At 69.6% G+C, this 17,200-nt stretch carries 17 protein-coding genes; 12 read left to right on the forward strand and 5 right to left on the reverse strand.

The window, feature by feature from the left end; all coding sequences use genetic code 11:
* Positions 1 to 232 precede the first annotated feature (232 nt).
* The 3 genes from VGD44_RS07380 to VGD44_RS07390 are packed head-to-tail and all read left to right on the forward strand — an operon-like array spanning position 233 to position 1,796.
* Positions 233 to 877: a peptidase S24 gene (locus VGD44_RS07380; RefSeq protein WP_331085427.1), complete on the forward strand. Its 645-nt coding sequence runs from the start codon at positions 233 to 235 to the stop codon at positions 875 to 877.
* Between the two features lie 57 nt (positions 878 to 934).
* Positions 935 to 1,483, forward strand: coding sequence for an SOS response-associated peptidase (locus tag VGD44_RS07385; protein ID WP_331085428.1), 549 nt, complete (start codon positions 935 to 937; stop codon positions 1,481 to 1,483).
* A 55-nt stretch (positions 1,484 to 1,538) separates the two neighbouring features.
* Positions 1,539 to 1,796, forward strand: coding sequence for a hypothetical protein (locus VGD44_RS07390; RefSeq protein WP_331085429.1), 258 nt, complete (start codon positions 1,539 to 1,541; stop codon positions 1,794 to 1,796).
* Between the two features lies 1 nt (position 1,797).
* On the opposite strand, the gene VGD44_RS07395 is transcribed toward VGD44_RS07390, so the two are convergent.
* The 3 genes from VGD44_RS07395 to VGD44_RS07405 form a co-directional block, all read right to left on the reverse strand.
* Positions 1,798 to 2,004: a DUF3126 family protein gene (locus VGD44_RS07395; RefSeq protein WP_331085431.1), complete on the reverse strand. Its 207-nt coding sequence runs from the start codon at positions 2,002 to 2,004 to the stop codon at positions 1,798 to 1,800.
* 63 nt (positions 2,005 to 2,067) lie between these two features.
* Positions 2,068 to 2,895, reverse strand: coding sequence for a serine O-acetyltransferase (cysE, locus tag VGD44_RS07400; RefSeq protein ID WP_331085433.1), 828 nt, complete (start codon positions 2,893 to 2,895; stop codon positions 2,068 to 2,070).
* Between the two features lie 29 nt (positions 2,896 to 2,924).
* Positions 2,925 to 3,539, reverse strand: a complete 615-nt coding sequence (locus tag VGD44_RS07405; RefSeq protein WP_331085435.1) for an NUDIX hydrolase — start codon at positions 3,537 to 3,539, stop codon at positions 2,925 to 2,927.
* Between the two features lie 86 nt (positions 3,540 to 3,625).
* Between VGD44_RS07405 and VGD44_RS07410 the strand changes: the two genes are divergently transcribed.
* A complete protein-coding gene (locus VGD44_RS07410) occupies positions 3,626 to 4,246 on the forward strand; it encodes a nitroreductase (protein WP_331085437.1) in 621 nt (206 codons plus the stop codon).
* A gap of 304 nt (positions 4,247 to 4,550) precedes the next feature.
* Here VGD44_RS07410 and queF read toward each other — a convergent pair whose 3' ends face one another.
* Positions 4,551 to 5,006 carry a preQ(1) synthase gene (queF, locus tag VGD44_RS07415; RefSeq protein ID WP_331085439.1) on the reverse strand — a complete coding sequence of 152 codons (456 nt, stop codon included), beginning with the start codon at positions 5,004 to 5,006 and terminating at the stop codon, positions 4,551 to 4,553.
* 53 nt (positions 5,007 to 5,059) lie between these two features.
* Between queF and VGD44_RS07420 the strand changes: the two genes are divergently transcribed.
* The 3 genes from VGD44_RS07420 to VGD44_RS07430 all read left to right on the forward strand — a co-directional run bounded on the left by VGD44_RS07420 (position 5,060) and on the right by VGD44_RS07430 (position 8,908).
* Positions 5,060 to 5,860, forward strand: a complete 801-nt coding sequence (locus tag VGD44_RS07420; RefSeq protein WP_331085441.1) for an SDR family NAD(P)-dependent oxidoreductase — start codon at positions 5,060 to 5,062, stop codon at positions 5,858 to 5,860.
* A 168-nt stretch (positions 5,861 to 6,028) separates the two neighbouring features.
* Positions 6,029 to 6,730, forward strand: a complete 702-nt coding sequence (locus VGD44_RS07425; RefSeq protein ID WP_331085443.1) for a TorF family putative porin — start codon at positions 6,029 to 6,031, stop codon at positions 6,728 to 6,730.
* A gap of 246 nt (positions 6,731 to 6,976) precedes the next feature.
* A complete protein-coding gene (locus tag VGD44_RS07430) occupies positions 6,977 to 8,908 on the forward strand; it encodes a nucleoside-diphosphate sugar epimerase/dehydratase (RefSeq protein ID WP_331085445.1) in 1,932 nt (643 codons plus the stop codon).
* 58 nt (positions 8,909 to 8,966) lie between these two features.
* Here VGD44_RS07430 and VGD44_RS07435 read toward each other — a convergent pair whose 3' ends face one another.
* Positions 8,967 to 10,823, reverse strand: a complete 1,857-nt coding sequence (locus VGD44_RS07435; RefSeq protein WP_331085447.1) for a phosphoenolpyruvate carboxykinase (GTP) — start codon at positions 10,821 to 10,823, stop codon at positions 8,967 to 8,969.
* A gap of 485 nt (positions 10,824 to 11,308) precedes the next feature.
* Here VGD44_RS07435 and VGD44_RS07440 point away from each other — a divergent pair, with 485 nt between their 5' ends.
* The 5 genes from VGD44_RS07440 to VGD44_RS07460 all read left to right on the forward strand — a co-directional run.
* Positions 11,309 to 11,854, forward strand: a complete 546-nt coding sequence (locus VGD44_RS07440) for an RNA polymerase sigma factor (RefSeq protein WP_331085449.1) — start codon at positions 11,309 to 11,311, stop codon at positions 11,852 to 11,854.
* A 97-nt stretch (positions 11,855 to 11,951) separates the two neighbouring features.
* The gene (locus VGD44_RS07445; protein WP_331085451.1) at positions 11,952 to 12,938 is read left to right on the forward strand and encodes a FecR family protein; all 987 of its coding nucleotides are present in this window, start codon (positions 11,952 to 11,954) and stop codon (positions 12,936 to 12,938) included.
* A gap of 45 nt (positions 12,939 to 12,983) precedes the next feature.
* The gene (locus VGD44_RS07450; protein WP_331085452.1) at positions 12,984 to 15,383 is read left to right on the forward strand and encodes a TonB-dependent receptor; all 2,400 of its coding nucleotides are present in this window, start codon (positions 12,984 to 12,986) and stop codon (positions 15,381 to 15,383) included.
* Between the two features lie 83 nt (positions 15,384 to 15,466).
* Positions 15,467 to 16,297, forward strand: a complete 831-nt coding sequence (locus tag VGD44_RS07455) for a glycosyltransferase family 2 protein (RefSeq protein ID WP_331085454.1) — start codon at positions 15,467 to 15,469, stop codon at positions 16,295 to 16,297.
* A 77-nt stretch (positions 16,298 to 16,374) separates the two neighbouring features.
* The coding region (locus VGD44_RS07460; protein ID WP_331085456.1) for an NAD-dependent epimerase/dehydratase family protein at positions 16,375 to 17,200 on the forward strand (826 nt) is incomplete at its 3' end.

Raw genomic sequence — 17,200 nt, forward strand, 5'->3', positions numbered from 1 at the left:
CGTGCCGCGCGAACCGCGGCCGCACGCGCTCGCCGCCCAGTCGTGCGCGCTGAAACTGCGCCTCCAGCCTGTCCCTACGTCCGGAACTGACGTCGAGTTCTGCGCATGCTCGCGCCTGGGTCGCCCCGCCCAAGCGGAGCACGAAATAGCTGGTCACATCGATGTTCGCCATATGTTCTGTATATTATCTACAGTCGCTTGAGTCAAGAGTTTCCGCATGTAATATACAGCCATGGACGGTCGCGCCGAACGCCTCAGACAGGCCCGGATGGACAAGGGCTACGAGACCGCCGCCGCGGCGGCCGACGCGCACGGCTGGAGCCGCAACACCTTCGCTTCGAACGAGAACGGCAACGCCCCCTTCTCGTACCGCCGGGCCAAGGAGTACGCCGCCGCCTTCGGCGTCAGCGCCGAATGGCTCTACGACGCCGCCGGCCCGATGCTGGCGACGGCCGCCTCAGGGTTCGCGCCGGTGATCGGGCACGTGGGCGCCAACCCCGACGGCACGGTCCTGTTCGCCCTGGGCCAGGACCCCGCCGAGCTCACTCCGATCCCGCCGGGCGGCACCGACAAGGCGCGCGCGCTGCGGGTGGCCGGCCACTCGATGCGCGGCCTCGCCGACGACGGCGCCCTGATCTACTTCGAGGACCAGCGCACCGCGCCCACCCCCGATATGCTGGGCCAGGTGGTGATCGTCGAGACCGACACCGACGAGGTGCTGGTCAAGCGGCTGCTGCGCGGCTCGCGGCCGGGCCTCTACGACCTCGAAAGCATCGCAGGCCCCATGCGGCGCGACGCCCGGCTGCGCTGGGCGGCCCACATCACCGCGATCATCCCGCCCTTCCAGGCCCGCCGGATCATCCGCGGCGCCGCCTGACTGTATATAACTTACCGACCTTGCCGACAGCCTTGCTGTAGATTTATTGTCGATCTCATGTGCAACGAATACGCCCAAGAGCGCTCGCTCGACGAGCTCCTGAAGGAGTTCGCCCGGCTGGACCTGCCGCTCGGCTGGGACGGCGGCGCGCCCAACATGGAGCCCCGGGCCTCGATCCGGCCGACCGATCCCAGCTACGTCGTCACCGGCCGGGACGGCGGCGCCCATCTGGACGAGATGCGCTGGGGCTTCCCGGGTCAGCGGGGGCCGGTCATCAACTTCCGGTCCGACGAGCGCAGCTTCCCGAAGGGCCGCTGCCTCGTGCCCATCGACGCCTTCTTCGAGTTCACGGGCGCGAAGGCCCCGAAGTCCAAGTGGCGCTTCACGCCGGCTGACCAGCCGTTCCTCGGCGTCGCCGGCCTGGTCCGCGACGACCGCTTCACCCTGCTCACCTGCCCGCCCGGTCCCGACATCGCGCCCTACCACGACCGCCAGATCGTCATCCTGCCGCGCGAGCACTGGGCCCAGTGGCTGGACACGAGCCGGCCGGCGCCGCCGATCGCGCCTGCGCCGGCCGGAACCCTGGCCGTGGTGCAGATCCGCTAGGAACCCGCAGCCGTGCTCCGGGTTAGGCCGCCGTCACTCACGGGAGAACGCAGCCATGAGAGCCGCCTTCTTAGCCCTCGGCCTGAGCCTCGCCGTCGCCGCCTGCTCACAGGAGCGCAAGGCGACCACCGACACCGGCACCGCCGAAGCCACCGTCACCACGGAAGCCCCGCCCAGCCAGGTGCCGGACTCACAACTGCAGCAGCAGGCGCAGCAGGCCGCCACCGCGGCCTCGACGCCAGTCGACGGGTCGGGCCCGGTCACCACGACAGCCCCGGTGGAGCCGCCGATCACCGAACCCGCGCCGAAATAGGTTAGGGCAGGTCCTCGGCGAGGATGGCCATCTCGAACATGAACGAGCCGTCCTCGTCCTCGTCCTGGAACACCACGCCGATGAACTCCTCGCCGATGTAGACCTCGGCGGAATCCTTCTGCTTCGGCCGGGGCATCAGCGTGATGCGCGCGTTGGCGAAGGTCCCGCGCAGATGCCCTTCGATCTTGCGGATAGCTCTTTCGTCCACGCGAACGCTCCTAAGGGTCAGTTCAGGCGCGACTTCTAGCGAAAGCGCCGGCCCGGCGAAACCTCAGATCGTGTAGTCCGTGATCCCGGGCAGCGTGTGGTCCATCGTCCGGGCCGGTTCATCGCAGGTCGGGCAGTTGACCAGGCGAGCCGGCACGCCCGCCGCCGTGCAGCCGGCCGGCACTTCCTTCAGCACCACCGAGCCCGACGCGATCTTGGCGTAGTCGCCGATCTTGATGTTGCCCAGCACCTTGGCGCCAGCGCCCAGCAGCACGCCCTTGCCGATCTTCGGGTGGCGGTCGCCGCGCTCGGCGCCCGTGCCGCCCAGGGTCACACCCTGCAGCATCGAGACGTCGTCGCCGATCACCGCAGTCTCGCCGATGACGATCCCGGTCCCGTGGTCGACGAACACGCCGCGGCCGATCCGCGTCGCGGGGTTGATGTCCACCTGGAACAGCTCGCTGGAGCGGCTTTGCAGGTAGAACGCGAGGGTCTCGCGGCCCTCGCCGTGCAGCCAGTGGGCCACGCGGTGCGTCTGCAACGCCAGGAAACCCTTGAAGAACAGGAACGGCTGGACATAGCCCTTGCAGGCGGGGTCACGCTCGAACACCGCCTTCAGGTCGTATTCCGCGGTCTCCACGATCGAGGGATCGGCTTCGTAAGCCTCCTCGATGGTGTCGCGCAGGCTCATGGCCCGCAGCTCCTGGTCGCCCAGCTTGCGCGCGAGCTGGTAGCTCAGCGCATCGCCCAGCGTGTCGTGGTTCAGGATCACGGCGGCCAGCAGGCTCGCCAGCGCCGCCTCGCTCTTGGCGGCGGCGTACGCTTCGTTGCGGAGCGCGGCCCATACGGGCGGTGGCGACTTGGGGTTCACCACCTCGAGGCGCTGACTCATCGGTTCCTCCCGACCCATAGGGTACTCCCTCACCCTAGTATGGCGCGCGCGAGCGCGGGCGCCAAATGCCCTTCCCGGGCCATATGGTAAGCCTTGAACAGCATCGCCACTGTCAGCACGTCCTGCAATTCACCGACCACGGCGGCGTCCAGCGCCTCGCGGAACGGGACCCGCACCCGCGCCAAGTCCTCGGTCTCGTCGGCGTGGTGGCTCCCCTCCGCCGGCGACAGCCCGGTCGCCAGGTAGCCGATCGCGCGCTCGTCGCTCACCGAGTTCGACAGCTGCGCCTGCAGGATCTCGCGCCAATCTGCCGCCTGCAGGCCCGTTTCCTCGGCCGGCTCGCGCCGCGCGCTCTCCAGCGGATCGCGGTCGAGCGGTCCGCCGCCCTCGGGGATCTCCCAGCTGTAGTCGCCCGCCGGGAAGCGGTGCTGGCCGACCAGGATCGTGGTCCCGTCGTCGAACAGCGGCAGGATCGCCACGGCCAGGTTCTTGTAGCTGACGAGGCCGTAGGTCGCCGGATTGCCGGTCGGGGCGGTCGCCGCGTACTCCGTCACCGAGATCCAGGGATTGTCGTAGATCGGCCGGGCGGCCCCGCGCACCCAGGGAGCCCCGTGCGATCGCAGCCACGCCGGCTTCCCGCTCATGCCCGAAGTCCCCTCGCCTTGCGGTTCGGCTCGCCGCCCCCATAAAGAGGGCCCGTATCCGTATTCCTGCAGCGCCGGAACCCTCCTTGCCCACCAACCTCCCGCCCGCGCCCGAGTTCGGCGCCGCCTTGCCGACCGCCGCCTCGCCCGAGGTGCTGAAGTTCCTGGCGCAGCGGCGCTCCGCCTCGGCGGTGACGCTGACGGAGCCCGCGCCCAATGCGGACCAGCTGGCCGACCTCCTGCGGCTGGCCACCCGCGCGCCCGACCATGGCAAGCTCTCGCCCTGGCGGTTCGTGATCCTGGAAAGCGACGGCAAGGCCGCCTTCACCGCCCGACTCGAGGCGCTGGCGACCGCCCGCGGCGAACCGCAGCTCGCCGCCAAGCTCGCCAAGCTGAAGATCCCGCCGTTGGCCGTGGTCGTGGTGTCGTCGCCGAAGCTGGGCGCGGCGATCCCGGAGTGGGAGCAGGTGCTCTCGGCCGGCGTCGTCTGCACGAACCTGCTCTACGGCGCGCTCGCGATGGGCTTCGGCGCCAACTGGATCACCGACTGGTACAGCTACGACGCCGACGCGGGCGCGATCCTGGGGCTGACGGCGGGCGAACGGGTCGCGGGCTTCGTCCTGATGGGCACGCCACGCGAGCCGCCGCTGGAACGGGAGCGCCCGACGCTCGACCCCCTGGTCACCCGCTGGAGCCCGCAAGGCTGAAGTCCAGAAACACGGCGGCCGGACGACGCGCTCGCGTCGCCCGGCCTGAGGTGACACGCCCGAGGAGAGTTGGGCAAGGTGAGGTATAGGCCCGCCGCCAGCTTTTGGAAAGCCCGAATAGGCCTCCAGGCGACTCTTCGCGCCCGTTTCGCCCTGCGCGAGAGTAGGCGCCGCGCCGTAAGCAGGCGGGGTTTCCTCAAACGATATTGAGCGCGCCGACCCCAAGCTTCACCGTTTGCTCGCGAAGGACAGTATTTCCCGAACCGCGACCGGTCCGCCATCTTCGGATGCAGTAACCATATGCTCAACCGCGACCCCGGTAGGGCGCCACGCCCTGGTCCGGCAGCCACAACCCTTCGGGCGCCGGCCCGCTCTGCCAGAACACGTCGATCGGGATGCCGCCGCGCGGATACCAGTACCCGCCGATCCGGAGCCACTGCGGCGCGAGCTCGGCCAACAGCCGGCGGCCGATGGCGATCGTGCAGTCCTCGTGGAAGGCGCCGTGGTTGCGGAACGAGCCGAGGTAGAGCTTGAGCGACTTCGACTCCACCAGCCACTTGGCCGGCACATAGTCGATCACCAGGTGGGCGAAGTCCGGCTGCCCCGTCACCGGGCACAGCGAGGTGAATTCGGGCGCCGTGAACCGCACCAGGTAGGTGGCGTCCGGCTGCGGGTTCGCCACCCGCTCCAGCACGGCCGCCTCGGGGCTGTCGAAGCCCCTTACGTCACGGCCCAGCTGGGTGAGTTGGGTCTCTTCCATGCCCCCGCGTTTACCGGCTAGTACGCCGCGTAACAACGACAGGGAGCGGCGCGATGGCCCAGGGTGACTATCAGGACTTCGTGGTGGTGGTGACCGGCGCCTCGACCGGCCTCGGCCGCGCTGTCGCCGTCGAGGTCGCCTCGCGCGGCGCCAAGGCCGTCGTGATCAACTACGCCCGCAACCGCGACGACGCCGAAGAGACCGCCCGCCAGGTGATGGCCCACGGGGCCGAGGCCGTGCTGGTCCAGGGCGATGTCGCCAACGACGAGGACTGCCGCAAGATCGCCGAAGCCGCCCGGCCCTACGGCCGCATCGACGCGTTGTTCAACAACGCCGGCACGACCACCTTCAACACCCACGCGAACCTCGACGGTGTGTCCGCCGACGACTTTCACAAGCTCTACGCCGTCAATGTCATCGGCCCATACCAAATGGTCCGCGCCTGCCGCGCATTGCTGGAGGCCGCGCCACAGCCCGGCGCGGTGGTGATGACGGCGTCCATCGCCGGCGTCACTGGCATCGGCTCGTCGGTGCCGTACGCGGCTTCAAAGGGCGCGCTCAACACGATGACGCTGTCCCTCGCGCGCGCCCTTGCGCCCAAGATCCGGGTCAATTCGGTCTGCCCAGGCTTCATCGACACGCCGTGGTTTGGCAAGGGCGTCGGCGAGGCCGCCGCCGCCAGGGTCCGCGAGAACGCCGCGGCCGGCACACCCCTCAAGGCTGCGTCAACCGCCGAGGACATCGCCGTCTCGGCGGTGTTCCTGGCCTCGCCGTACTCGCGGCACGTGACGGGTGAGACGCTGATGGTCGATGCGGGCTCGCACCTGGGATTCGCGCCGCTGGTGGCGCGCTAGGGGCTGCTCAAAAGTCGGGCGCCTCTCCGGGGGCGCGCCCAATATTTGGTCAGCTCTCCTACGGCGCGGCTGTCACAGGTCCGTCGCGTTGATCTGCGCCGTGCGCCTATGACCATGGCCGCGACCCACCGGTTGCGAGCCGGCGGACATATGAGGGGATACCAAAAAATGAGAACGCTCAAACTCGCGCTTGCGGCCGCGGCTGCTTCGCTCTGCTTCGCCGGCGCCGCCCAGGCGCAGGAGGACTCCGGTCCGTCCTTTTCCTTCAACCTCGGCGCGGCGACGGAATACGTCTTCCGCGGCTTCAGCCAGACCGACGAGGACCCGCAGGTCTTCGGCGGCATCGACGCCACCTACGGCATGGCCTACGCGGGCGTGTGGGTGTCGAACGTCGACTTCCTCGACTCGACCGACGCCGAGTTCGACCTCTACGCCGGCATCAAGCCGACGGCCGGCCCGATCACCTTCGACCTGGGCGTGATCTACTACGGCTACGTCGACAAGGGCGCGTCGAACTACGACTACTGGGAATTCAAGGCGGCGGCCTCGATGCCGGCCGGCCCGGCGACCGTTGGCGTGGCGGCCTACTACTCGCCCAACTTCTTCGGCGTGGCGGACGACGCCCTCTACTACGAGGCCAACGTCGCCGTCGCGATCCCGGACAGCAAGTTCTCGGTTTCGGCGGCGATCGGACGCCAGGACCAGGACGGCGGGCTCGACTACACGACGTGGAACGCCGGCGTGGGCTTCGCGCTCACCGACCACGTCAGCTTCGACGTCCGCTACCATGACACCGACGCCTCGAGCGCCGCCGACCCGCTGGGTTACGGCGACTCCCGCGTCGTGGGTGGGATCAAGCTGGTCTTCTAGACACCATCCCGCGCAACCGTCCGTTCACCCGAACGGTTCTAGTGAAGCCGCCGCGTGATTCGCGGCGGCTTTTCGTTTGCGCCGTGGGGCGCCAGTTCCTAAGTTCGCGGCGCTCGCCGGACGCCCATTCCTGTTGCGTTTCGGGCGCTTGCCTCGCGGAAAGAAATCCGCTGGACCAAGTTTCACTGGCGGCCCCCGGCTCGGGGCCTATGGTTGGGAATCGAACACGTGAGTGGAGTTCGGCGCATGGAGCGGATGGCCGTCCGGGCTCAAACCGTCGTGTTCGACGCCCTGCTCGCGGCCCTCGCGTTCGCCATTGCGTTCTTCGTCGCGCCCACCCAGCCCGAGCTCGGCTTCGGGGAGGCCGGCGCGCTCAGCTTCTTCCAGTTCGCGGCCCTCTACGCGGCCATCACCGCGGCGTTCAGCCTGGTGTTCCGCAGCGAGCTGTCGCCCTGGCGCTACGTGTCGATCCCCGACGCCCTGGTGCTGGCGCGCATCGCGATCCTGACCGTCGGTGTCTTCCTGCTCTTCGTGTTCGTCCTCGACCGCGCCGAGGGCCTGCCGCGCTCGACCCTCGTCATGGCGCCGCTGTTCCAGATGGTGGTGTCGATGGGCGTGCGGATCCTGCGCCGCGCCCTGCATGAGCACGCGCTCGAGACGTTCTCGCCGCTCAAGACGATCACCGACCGGATGACCCAGTCGCCGTCGCTGCTCCTGATCGGCCCGCCGTCGCTGGCCGACACCTACCTGCGCGACGCCGCCCGCAGCAACGACCGCACCTATACCCCCGTGGGCATCATCGGCACCGACCGTCGCGACGTGGGCGCCCAGGTACGCGGCGTCTGCATCCTCGAGGCCATCGACCGCCTCGACGAGGCCATGGCCGACCTGCGCCGCTGGAACCGCTATCCGCGCGCCATCCTGTTCCTGGAGGAGCCGGGCAAGCTGAAGGGCCTCACCGCCGACCAGCTCGGCCGGCTGAAGAACGACGGCATCCGCCTGCTGCGGCTGCCCTCCATCGTCGAACTGGCCCAGCACGACGGCCTCACCCTGCTCCCGATGCGCGACATCAACATCGAGGAGCTCCTCGCCCGCGAGCCGATCGAGCTCGACCGCCACGCCGTGGGCCGCCTGCTGGCCGGCAAGCGCGTGCTGATCACCGGGGCCGGCGGCTCGATCGGGTCCGAGCTCTGCCGCCAGGTGGCCAACTTCGGCTGCGACCACCTCACCGTCCTCGACTTCTCCGAAACCGCCCTGTTCGAGATCGAGCGCGAGATGCGTGAGACCTTCCCGCACGTGCCGGTGAAGGCGGTCCTCTGCGACGTGCGCCACGCCCGGCGCACCGCCGCCATCTTCCAGGAAGAGCGGCCCGACCTCGTTTTCCACGCCGCGGCCCTGAAGCACGTCTCCATGGTCGAGCGCCATCCGCGCGAGGGCCTGCTCACCAACGTCGTCGGCACCTGGAACGTGGCCGAAGCAGCCAAGGCCGCAGGCGCCGGCCAGATGGTGCTGATCTCCACCGACAAGGCTGTCGATCCCACCAACGTCATGGGCGCCACGAAGCGCCTGGCCGAGGCCGTCATCCACGCCCAGCAGGCCACCAGCAACAGCGACACCCGCTTCTCGGCCGTGCGGTTCGGCAACGTGCTGGGCTCGTCGGGTTCGGTGGTGCCGATCTTCAAGTCGCAGATCGAGCGCGGCGGGCCGGTGACGGTCACCCACCCCGAGATGACCCGGTTCTTCATGACCATCCCCGAGGCGGCCCAGCTGGTGCTGCACGCCACGGCGGCCTGCCATGAGGACGACCGCCAGGATTCGCGGCTGTTCCTGCTCGAGATGGGCGAGCCGGTCAGCATCCTCGAGCTCGCGCGCCAGATGATCGCGCTTTCGGGCCGCAACGACATCGAGATCGAGATCACCGGCCTGCGTTCGGGCGAGAAGCTGACCGAGGCGCTGCTCGACGAGACCGAGACCTCGCTGCCCGCCGCGCCCAAGGTGATGGAAGTGATCTCCAACTCGGCCCTGCGCGTGACGCCCGGCCACCTGGAGGACCTCGCGGTCATCGCTCGCGACGGCGAGCCCGACGAAGTGCGCCGCGCCCTCTTCGACCTCGTGGCCCAGGTCCGCGGCGAGAAGCCTGGCGGCCAGCCCACGCTGCGCGTTGTCGCGGGCGGATAAGCAAAGAAAGGGCCGCGGAATCACCGCGGCCCGTCTTCAGTAGAACTGGAGCTCTGCTCTACTCCGCCGCCACCACCTGCGCCGGCGCGGCCTTGGCCGCCTCGAGGCGGGCCACCAGCGCCTTGTACTCGTCCCACAGCGCCTGCGGCGTGTGCTCGCCGAAACGCTCGTAGAAGGCCGGGATCAGAGCGGCTTCCTGGGTCCAGATGGCCGGATCGACGGTCAGCAGCAGGTCCAGCTGGGCGTCGGTCAGCGTCAGGCCGGAGGTGTCCAGGCTGGCCTTGGTCGGCACCCGGCCGATCGGCGTGTCGACCGCATCGGCCGTGCCGTCCAGCCGCTCGGCGATCCACTTCAGCACGCGGCTGTTCTCGCCGTAGCCCGGCCACACGAACTTGCCGCGCTCGTCCTTGCGGAACCAGTTCACGAAGTAGATGCGCGGCAGTTTCTCGGCGTCGTGGCTCTCGCCCACCTTCAGCCAGTGGCCGAAGTAGTCGCCCATGTTGTAGCCGCAGAAGGGCAGCATCGCGAACGGGTCGCGGCGCAGCTCGCCGATGGCGTTCTCGGCCGCCGCGGTGCCTTCCGAGGCCACGTTCGAAGCCATGAAGACGCCGTGCTGCCAGTCGTTGGCCTCGGTCACCAGCGGCACCGCCGAGGCGCGCCGGCCGCCGAACAGGATCGCCGAGATCGGCACGCCGGCGGGATCTTCCCACTCGGGCGCGGCCACCGGGCACTGCGAAGCCGGCACGGTGAAGCGGGCGTTCGGGTGCGCCGCGGGCTCGGCGCTCTCGGGCGTCCAGTCGCGGCCCTTCCAGTCGATCAGATGGGCCGGCGCAACTTCCGTCAGGCCTTCCCACCACACGTCGCCGTCGTCGGTCAGCGCCACGTTCGTGAAGATCGAATTGCCCCAGAGCGCGTCGATCGCGTTCTTGTTGGTCACCTCGCCGGTGCCCGGCGCGACGCCGAAGAAGCCGGCCTCCGGGTTGATCGCGTAGAGGCGGCCGTCGTCGCCGAAGCGCATCCAGCAGATGTCGTCGCCGATCGTCTCGGCCTTCCAGCCCTTCAGCGTGGGCTGCAGCATGGCCATGTTGGTCTTGCCGCAGGCGCTCGGGAAGGCGGCGGCGACGTACTTCACCGCACCCTCTGGCGACGTCAGCTTGAGGATCAGCATGTGCTCGGCGAGCCAGCCCTCGTCGCGGGCCATGACCGAGGCGATGCGCAACGCGAAGCACTTCTTCCCGAGCAGGGCGTTGCCGCCATAGCCCGAGCCGTACGACCAGATCTCCCGGCTCTCGGGGAAGTGGACGATGTACTTGATCTCGTTGCAGGGCCAGGCGACGTCCTTGGCGCCGTCGACCAGCGGCATGCCGACCGAGTGGACGGCCGGCACGAAGAAGCCGTCGTCGCCCAGCATCTCCAGGGCGCCCTTGCCCATGCGGGTCATGATCTTCATCGACACGGCCACATAGGCGCTGTCGGTGATCTCGACGCCGATCTGGCTGATCTTCGAGCCCAGCGGGCCCATGCAGAACGGCACGACATACATGGTGCGGCCGCGCATCACGCCCTTGAAGAGGTCCTTCAGGTCGGCGCGCATCTCGGCAGGGTCGAGCCAGTTGTTGGTCGGGCCGGCGTCCTCGGGGTTCTCCGAGCAGATGAAGGTGCGGCTCTCGACTCGGGCCACGTCACGCGGGTCGGAGGCGGCGTAGAACGAGTTGGGGCGCTTCTCGGGGTTGAGGGGCTTCAGGGTTCCGCTGGCGACCAGCTCCCCCGTCAGTCGAGTCCACTCCTCTTCGGATCCATCACACCAGACCACCCGGTCCGGTTGCGTCATTTCGGCGATCTCACGCACCCACTGTACGAGTTTGGCGTGTTTCGTCGGCGCGGGCTCAAGTCCCGGGACGATCTTCAGGCTCATGAACTTCAGACTCCTCGCACCCCATTTTGGCACAGGGGGCGTCCCCGCGCGCTCTCTCACCGTGAGCAGACGTCATAATGACTGAACGCGTGTCTGCATACCGCGGGCCACTGTCAGGACCTTCGACTCCGCGTGATCCGGTGTTTTCTGCTGTGGAAAGAGCGGCTTGACGCTGGAGCTGCCGCCGTTCGGCGTCGGATTAGCGACAGTCCGGGCGAATCAGGCCGGCGGGAGGACGTGCGGGCCGCTCCCCCGCGACCCGCACGCCGCGACGTCACGCCCCAAGGACGGCGATCGCGCCGTCAACCTCGTGCCGTCGTGACCTAGACGCCGCCAAAGCGAAGCGCCCCCCAGCCCGCGGCCATGCGCAGCGTTGGCGGGGCCGCGGGAATGGGGCATGTCTGGGCGCAGGAATGCCCGGGTCACGGATCCATGGAACTCACGCGCCCGACGCCAGTGCGCAACGCCCGCGGACGCGGCGCAGCGTGAGCGTCGTGGCCGAGTTCGGGGCCAAGCGGCCCACCGATCCGCTGCTCGAAATCTACCTCGAGCGCCGGCCCAATCTCGTGCGCTTCTTCGCCGCCCGCGTGGGCTCGCCGGCGGTCGCCGAGGACCTGGCCCAGGAGCTCTACGTCAAGCTGGCCACCCGCGACCCCGCGGTCACGGCCGAGAACCCCGTCGCGCTCATCTACCGGATCGCCACCAACGTCATGCTGGACCGCGCCCGCGGCGAAGCCCGTTCCGTGGCCCGCGACGGCGCCTGGCGGCTCGTGGCGCACGACACCCTGGGCGGGGACGACGTGGCCGCCGACGCCCCCGCCGACGAGGCGGTGGCCTCACGCCAGCGGCTGCGCCAGCTGGTGGACGCCGTCGCCGAGCTTCCGCCGCAGATGCAGCGGGCCTTCCGCCTGCACAAGCTTGAGGGCAAGAGCCACGCCGACACGGCCAGCGCGATGGGAATCTCGGTGAAGTCCGTCGAGAAGCACATCTCGGCCGCCCTCAAGGCGCTTACAGTGAAGCTTGGCCGGTGATCTACTATAAATTGTATGAACGCAGGTGGGGGTGCGACCTTTCGGCGACGTCTAAAGGGGCGACAGGGTTCCCGTTCCGGGGGCTGCGGAAGGGCGCATGATTCAGGCTTGGCGAACCGGCGACGACGCGCGGCGTGAACACGCCGCGGCGTGGGTCGTGCGCCTCGAAGCCCGAGAGCTCGGCGACGCCGAGGCCCTGGCCTTCGACGCCTGGCTGTCGGCCGGGCCCGGGAACATCGCCGCCTTCGACGACGCCCTGGCCGTCTCCCAGGCCTACGCCGCCGCCGGCGAACAGGTCGCGCGTGAACTGGGCGCACGCCGCGCCCCGCGACGGCCCGCCATGGGCCGGCGCGCGATGATGGGCATGGGCGCCATGGCCGCCGCGGCCGCCTTCGCGGTGGTGATCGCCCCGCAGTTCGCCGCCGCCGACACCGAGACCTACGTCACCGCCAAGGGCGAACGCCGCACCGTGCAGCTGGCCGACGGCTCGACTGTCGACCTCAACGGCGGCACCCGCCTCACCGTGGCGCTCGCCCGCGACGCCCGCCGCGTGACCCTCGACCAGGGCCAGGCGGTGTTCGACGTGGCCCATGCGCCGAAACGTCCCTTCACCATCGCCGCCGGCGACCGGACGGTCCGCGTGGTGGGCACCCAGTTCGACGTCCGTCGCCTCGAGGGCAAGCTGTCGGTCACCGTCGCCCGCGGCGCGGTCGAGGTCCGGCCGGCCGAGGGCGCGACCGGCCGCGCCTATCGCCTGCATCCCGGCCAACGGCTGGACCATGTCGAAGGCGCGACGGGGGCCCGCGTGGCCGCCGCCGAGCCTCAGGAGGTCCTGGGCTGGCGGACCGGCCGGCTGGTCTATCGCGAACAGCCTCTAGGCGAGGTCATCGCCGACCTCAACCAGCAGTTCGCCCAACCGATCCGCATCGAGGACCCGGCGCTGGCCGCCACGCCCATCTCGGGGGTCCTCGTTCTCGACGACCAGGCCGCGGTAATCCGTCGCCTGGCCTTGCTGGTTCCGATTCAAGCGGTACGTTCCGACGCGGGCGTGGTCCTGCGGCGCGATCTCGCGTCCGACCGCTGACGAGGACTGGGAACCATACCGAGGCGGAGTTGGCCTCTTGGAACGTTGCTCGGCGGCGTCGCCCTCGCCTGCGTGGCGGGACGCGCTGAGGCCGCCGACGCACGCCATCGTTTCTCGATCCCGCCCCGGTCCTACGCAGACGCCCTGATCGACCTCGGCCTGCAGGCCAACGTCTCCGTGCTGGGAACCTCCGCCTGCGGCCCCGGCGGGCGTGCGGCGCTCACCGGCCGCTACACCCTGGAGCAGGCCCTCGGCCGCCTGCTGGCCGGCGCGCCGTGCCGCTACCGGATCGTCGACGCCCGCACCGTGCGCATCCTGGCCGCCGAACCGGCCGCGCCGGCGCCCGTCCGCAGCGAGCCGCCCAGACCGCCGTCCCTGGTCGCCGAGGTCGTCGTCACCGCGACCAAGCGCCCTGTTGCGCTCGACCGCCTGCCCGCCGGCGTCAGCGCCATCTCGCGCGAGCAGATCAACGCGACCCGGGCCATCGACGTCGGCCAGACCGTGGGCCAGCTCGCCGGCGTGCTGACCACCAACCTGGGGCCGGGCCGCGACAAGCTGTTGATCCGCGGCCTCTCCGACGGCGCCTTCACCGGCCGCACGCGCTCGACCGTGGGCACCTACCTCGACGACGCGCCGCTCAACTACAACGCGCCGGACCCCGACCTCCGCTTGGTCGACATCGACCGCATCGAGGTGGTCCGCGGGCCCCAGGGCGCCCTCTATGGCTCGGGCTCCGTCGCCGGCATCTACCGGATCGTCACGACCAAGCCCGACCTGCAGGACGTCGAGTACGGAGCCTCGGCGTCGCTCTCCCATACCGAAGGCGGCGACGAGAGCCACGAGTTCGACGGCTACATCAGCCTGCCGCTCATCAAGGACCACCTGGCGATCCGCCTGGTCGCCTACGAGGACGTCCAAGGCGGCTACCTCGACGACGTGAACCTGCGCGTGGCCAATGTCGACCAGACCCACCGCGATGGCGGCCGGCTGTCCGTGCGCGTGCGGTTCAACGACAGCTGGCGGCTGGACGCCCTGGCGGCCACCCAGCACCTGCGCTCGAACGACAGCCAGTACGTCCTCATCGGCATGGACCCGAGCACGGGACCGCGGCGGGCGAACCGCATCCGCGAGGCCCACAACAACGACTTCTCCTACGGCGGCGTCACGCTGCACGGCGAGTTCGACTGGGGCAGCGTGACGTCCTCGGTGAACTACGTGCACCACGTCTTCTCGAGCCAGTTCGACGCGTCGCGCGGCCTCCCCGACATCTTCCAGGACGACACGGTCGACCTCGGCGCCTACGTGGAATCGACGCGCTCCAACATGCTGGTGCAGGACCTGGTGTTGCGATCGTCCACCCGTGGCTCGCTCGACTGGCTGCTGGGCGTCTATGCGGCGCGCACCGTGCAGCGGAACCCGTCGACCCTCGACATCTTCCTGCCAGGCAGCGTGTCCACCGCCTACCGGGAATTCCGCAAGGACCGGCTGACCGAGTACGCCGTCTACGGTGAGGGTTCCTATGACTTCGGCGGGGGCTGGAGCGTCACGCTCGGCGGACGGTTCTTCCAGACCCGGGTCCACACGACCGCGGACATAGACGTGGGCGACCAGTTCGGCGGTCCGCGGTCGTTCGACGACGCTCGCACCTTCGACGGCTTTTCCCCGAAGATCTCGGTCCAGCGCGAGTTCGCCAACGGCGACCTGGTCTACGCCCTGATCAGCGAGGGCTACCGGCCGGGCGGATTCAACTCCTCAGGCTTCTTCGCCATCCGCGCGAACCGGACCACCTTCGCTCCCGATCGGCTGCGCAACTACGAGATCGGCGTGAAGCTGCGCCGGCTCGACGACCGGCTCCGGCTTCGCGCCGCCGCCTACTACAACGACTGGGTCAACATCCAGACGGACCAGTACCGGCAATCGGGCCTGTCGTTCACCGGCAACGTCGGGGATGCCCGGATCCTCGGGCTGGAAGCCGAGCTGGGCTATGAGTTGCCGTTCGGCCTGTCCGTGCAGCTGAACGGCCTGGTCTCCGATGCGGAGGTGCGCAATCCGAACATCCCGGAGTTCGCCCTCGCCGTCTCCGGCGAGCTGCCCGGCGTGCCCAACGTCTCGGGAGGCGTCCTCGCCGTCTACCAGCGCCCCCTCGGCGAGCGGTTCACGCTGCGACTGGTCGGCGAGGCCAGCTACGTCGGCACGACCAGCCTCAGCTTCGACAGCACCAACCCCACGCAGCCGCGCACCGACAACTACCTGCGGGCGAAGCTGGCGGCCGAGATCGCCAGCGAGCACTGGCGCCTGACGGCCTTCGTCAGCAATCCCTTCGACGCTGACGGCGACACCTTCGCCTACGGAAATCCGTTCAGCTTCACCAACGTGGACGGCATTCGCCAGGCCACCCCGCAGCGCCCCCGCACCATCGGCCTGCGACTCGCCGCCACATTCTGAACAAATTCTAAAGCAGCGCTTGGGGGGTGGGGCCCGCGGGCGGCGTCTTAACCTGTGATGGGTTCGGGGGACGGGGGTTCCACGTGGTGAAGCTTACCGCACTTGTGTGCGTGCAGAACCAGGACACGCAGTTGTCCGACTGCCTGCGCAAGCTGTCGTTCTGCGATGAGGTGGTGGTCGTGGCCGACCGCTGCACGGATCGCTCGCAGGAGATCGCGCGCCGCAACGGCTGCGTGGTGATCGACGGCATCTTCCCGCTGGAGAGCCAGCGCAAGGCGGCCGGCGCCGCGGCCTGCACCGGCGACTGGATCCTCGAAATCGAGCCCGACGAGCTGGTCGACGCCCACCTGGCCTGGGAGATCCGCGCCGTCCTGCAGATGCGCCCCGACGGCGACCACTACGAGCTGCCGATCGACAACTACGTGGGCGAGACCCTGGTGCGCGACGGCTGGGCGGGTTCGCTCAGCGCGCGGCGCGAGGTGCGCCTCTACAAGCGCGGCCTGAAGAGCTGGGAGGCGCGGCGCCTCAACGCGCCCGCCACCGTGTCGGGCCGCTCGGGCGGCGCGCTGAAGGGCGCGGTCCGCCGCATCCTCGGCCGCGACGTCGGCGGGCTGGTCGAGCGCCTCAACCGCCTGACCGCCCTGGCCGCCGAGGACCTGGCCGATCAGGGGGGCACGCCCTGGGCGATCTCCAGCCTCGCCGCCGGCGCCGGTGTGTTCCTGCAGGGCTTCGTGCTGCGCGGCGGCTGGCGCGAGGGCCGGATGGGCCTGCTCGTGGCGACGCTCTCGGCCACCTTCCCGCTGCTTGCCCAGATGCGGGCCGGCGACGTGACGGAGGCCCGCAAGGCGGCCGTCGCCGCCGAAGCCGCCGCCCGCGTCTCGCGCCTGCGCGACCTGCGCTCCGGCACGCGCTGAGCGCTTAAGAGGCTTGCAACCCGGACGCCGCTAGGCACGCTTGCGCACCTTCCTGCGCAGGCTCGAAAGGCGACGCGTTGACGATCCTGGTCACCGGCTCTGCCGGCTTCATCGGCTTCCACCTGAGCCGCCGTCTGCTTGAGCGCGGCGATACCGTGGTGGGCTTGGACAGCCTCAACGCCTACTACGACCCGAAGCTGAAGGCCGCGCGGCTGGCGATCCTCGAGGGTCACAAAGGCTACCGCCACCTCCAGTGTAACCTGGCCGACCGCGAGCGCATGCCCGCCGTCTTCGCCGAGACCAGGCCGAGCCACGTGGTCAACCTGGCCGCCCAGGCCGGCGTCCGCTACAGCCTGGAGAGCCCTGAGACCTACGTGGACTCCAACGTGGTCGGCTTCCTCAACATCCTGGAGGGTTGCCGCGCGGTCCAGCCGAAGCACCTGGTCTTCGCCTCGACCAGCTCGGTCTATGGCAATCACAACAACCTGCCCTTCAACGTCCACGGCGCGGCTACCCACCCGATCACCCTCTACGCAGCCACCAAACTGGCCAACGAGAGCATGGCGCACTCGTACGCCCACCTGTTCGACATCCCCTCGACAGGCTTCCGCTTCTTCACCGTCTATGGCCCCTGGGGCCGTCCCGACATGGCGCTGTTCAAGTTCACTGACGCCATCCTCAAGGGCCAGCCCATCGACGTATATGGCCAGGGGCAGATGCAGCGGGACTTCACCTACGTGGACGACATCGTCGACGGCCTGGTCGCCGCCCTCGACCGCCCGCCCGCTCCGAACCCCGATTGGGACGCCGCCAATCCCGACCCGGCCACCAGCGCCGCGCCCTGGCGCATGCTCAACCTGGGCGCCGGCCGCCGCGAGGAGCTGATGCGCTACATCGAGGTGC

The sequence above is a fragment of the Phenylobacterium sp. genome, from assembly GCF_036402295.1.
Taxonomy (GTDB): Bacteria; Pseudomonadota; Alphaproteobacteria; order Caulobacterales; family Caulobacteraceae; genus Phenylobacterium.

Coding starts and splice junctions, on each gene's coding strand:
- VGD44_RS07380 (WP_331085427.1), top strand. CDS start 233: ATGGACGGTCGCGCCGAACGCCTCAGACAGGCCCGGATGGACAAGGGC.
- VGD44_RS07385 (WP_331085428.1), top strand. CDS start 935: ATGTGCAACGAATACGCCCAAGAGCGCTCGCTCGACGAGCTCCTGAAG.
- VGD44_RS07390 (WP_331085429.1), top strand. CDS start 1,539: ATGAGAGCCGCCTTCTTAGCCCTCGGCCTGAGCCTCGCCGTCGCCGCC.
- cysE (WP_331085433.1), bottom strand. CDS start 2,895: ATGAGTCAGCGCCTCGAGGTGGTGAACCCCAAGTCGCCACCGCCCGTA.
- VGD44_RS07405 (WP_331085435.1), bottom strand. CDS start 3,539: ATGAGCGGGAAGCCGGCGTGGCTGCGATCGCACGGGGCTCCCTGGGTG.
- queF (WP_331085439.1), bottom strand. CDS start 5,006: ATGGAAGAGACCCAACTCACCCAGCTGGGCCGTGACGTAAGGGGCTTC.
- VGD44_RS07420 (WP_331085441.1), top strand. CDS start 5,060: ATGGCCCAGGGTGACTATCAGGACTTCGTGGTGGTGGTGACCGGCGCC.
- VGD44_RS07425 (WP_331085443.1), top strand. CDS start 6,029: ATGAGAACGCTCAAACTCGCGCTTGCGGCCGCGGCTGCTTCGCTCTGC.
- VGD44_RS07430 (WP_331085445.1), top strand. CDS start 6,977: ATGGAGCGGATGGCCGTCCGGGCTCAAACCGTCGTGTTCGACGCCCTG.
- VGD44_RS07435 (WP_331085447.1), bottom strand. CDS start 10,823: ATGAGCCTGAAGATCGTCCCGGGACTTGAGCCCGCGCCGACGAAACAC.
- VGD44_RS07445 (WP_331085451.1), top strand. CDS start 11,952: ATGATTCAGGCTTGGCGAACCGGCGACGACGCGCGGCGTGAACACGCC.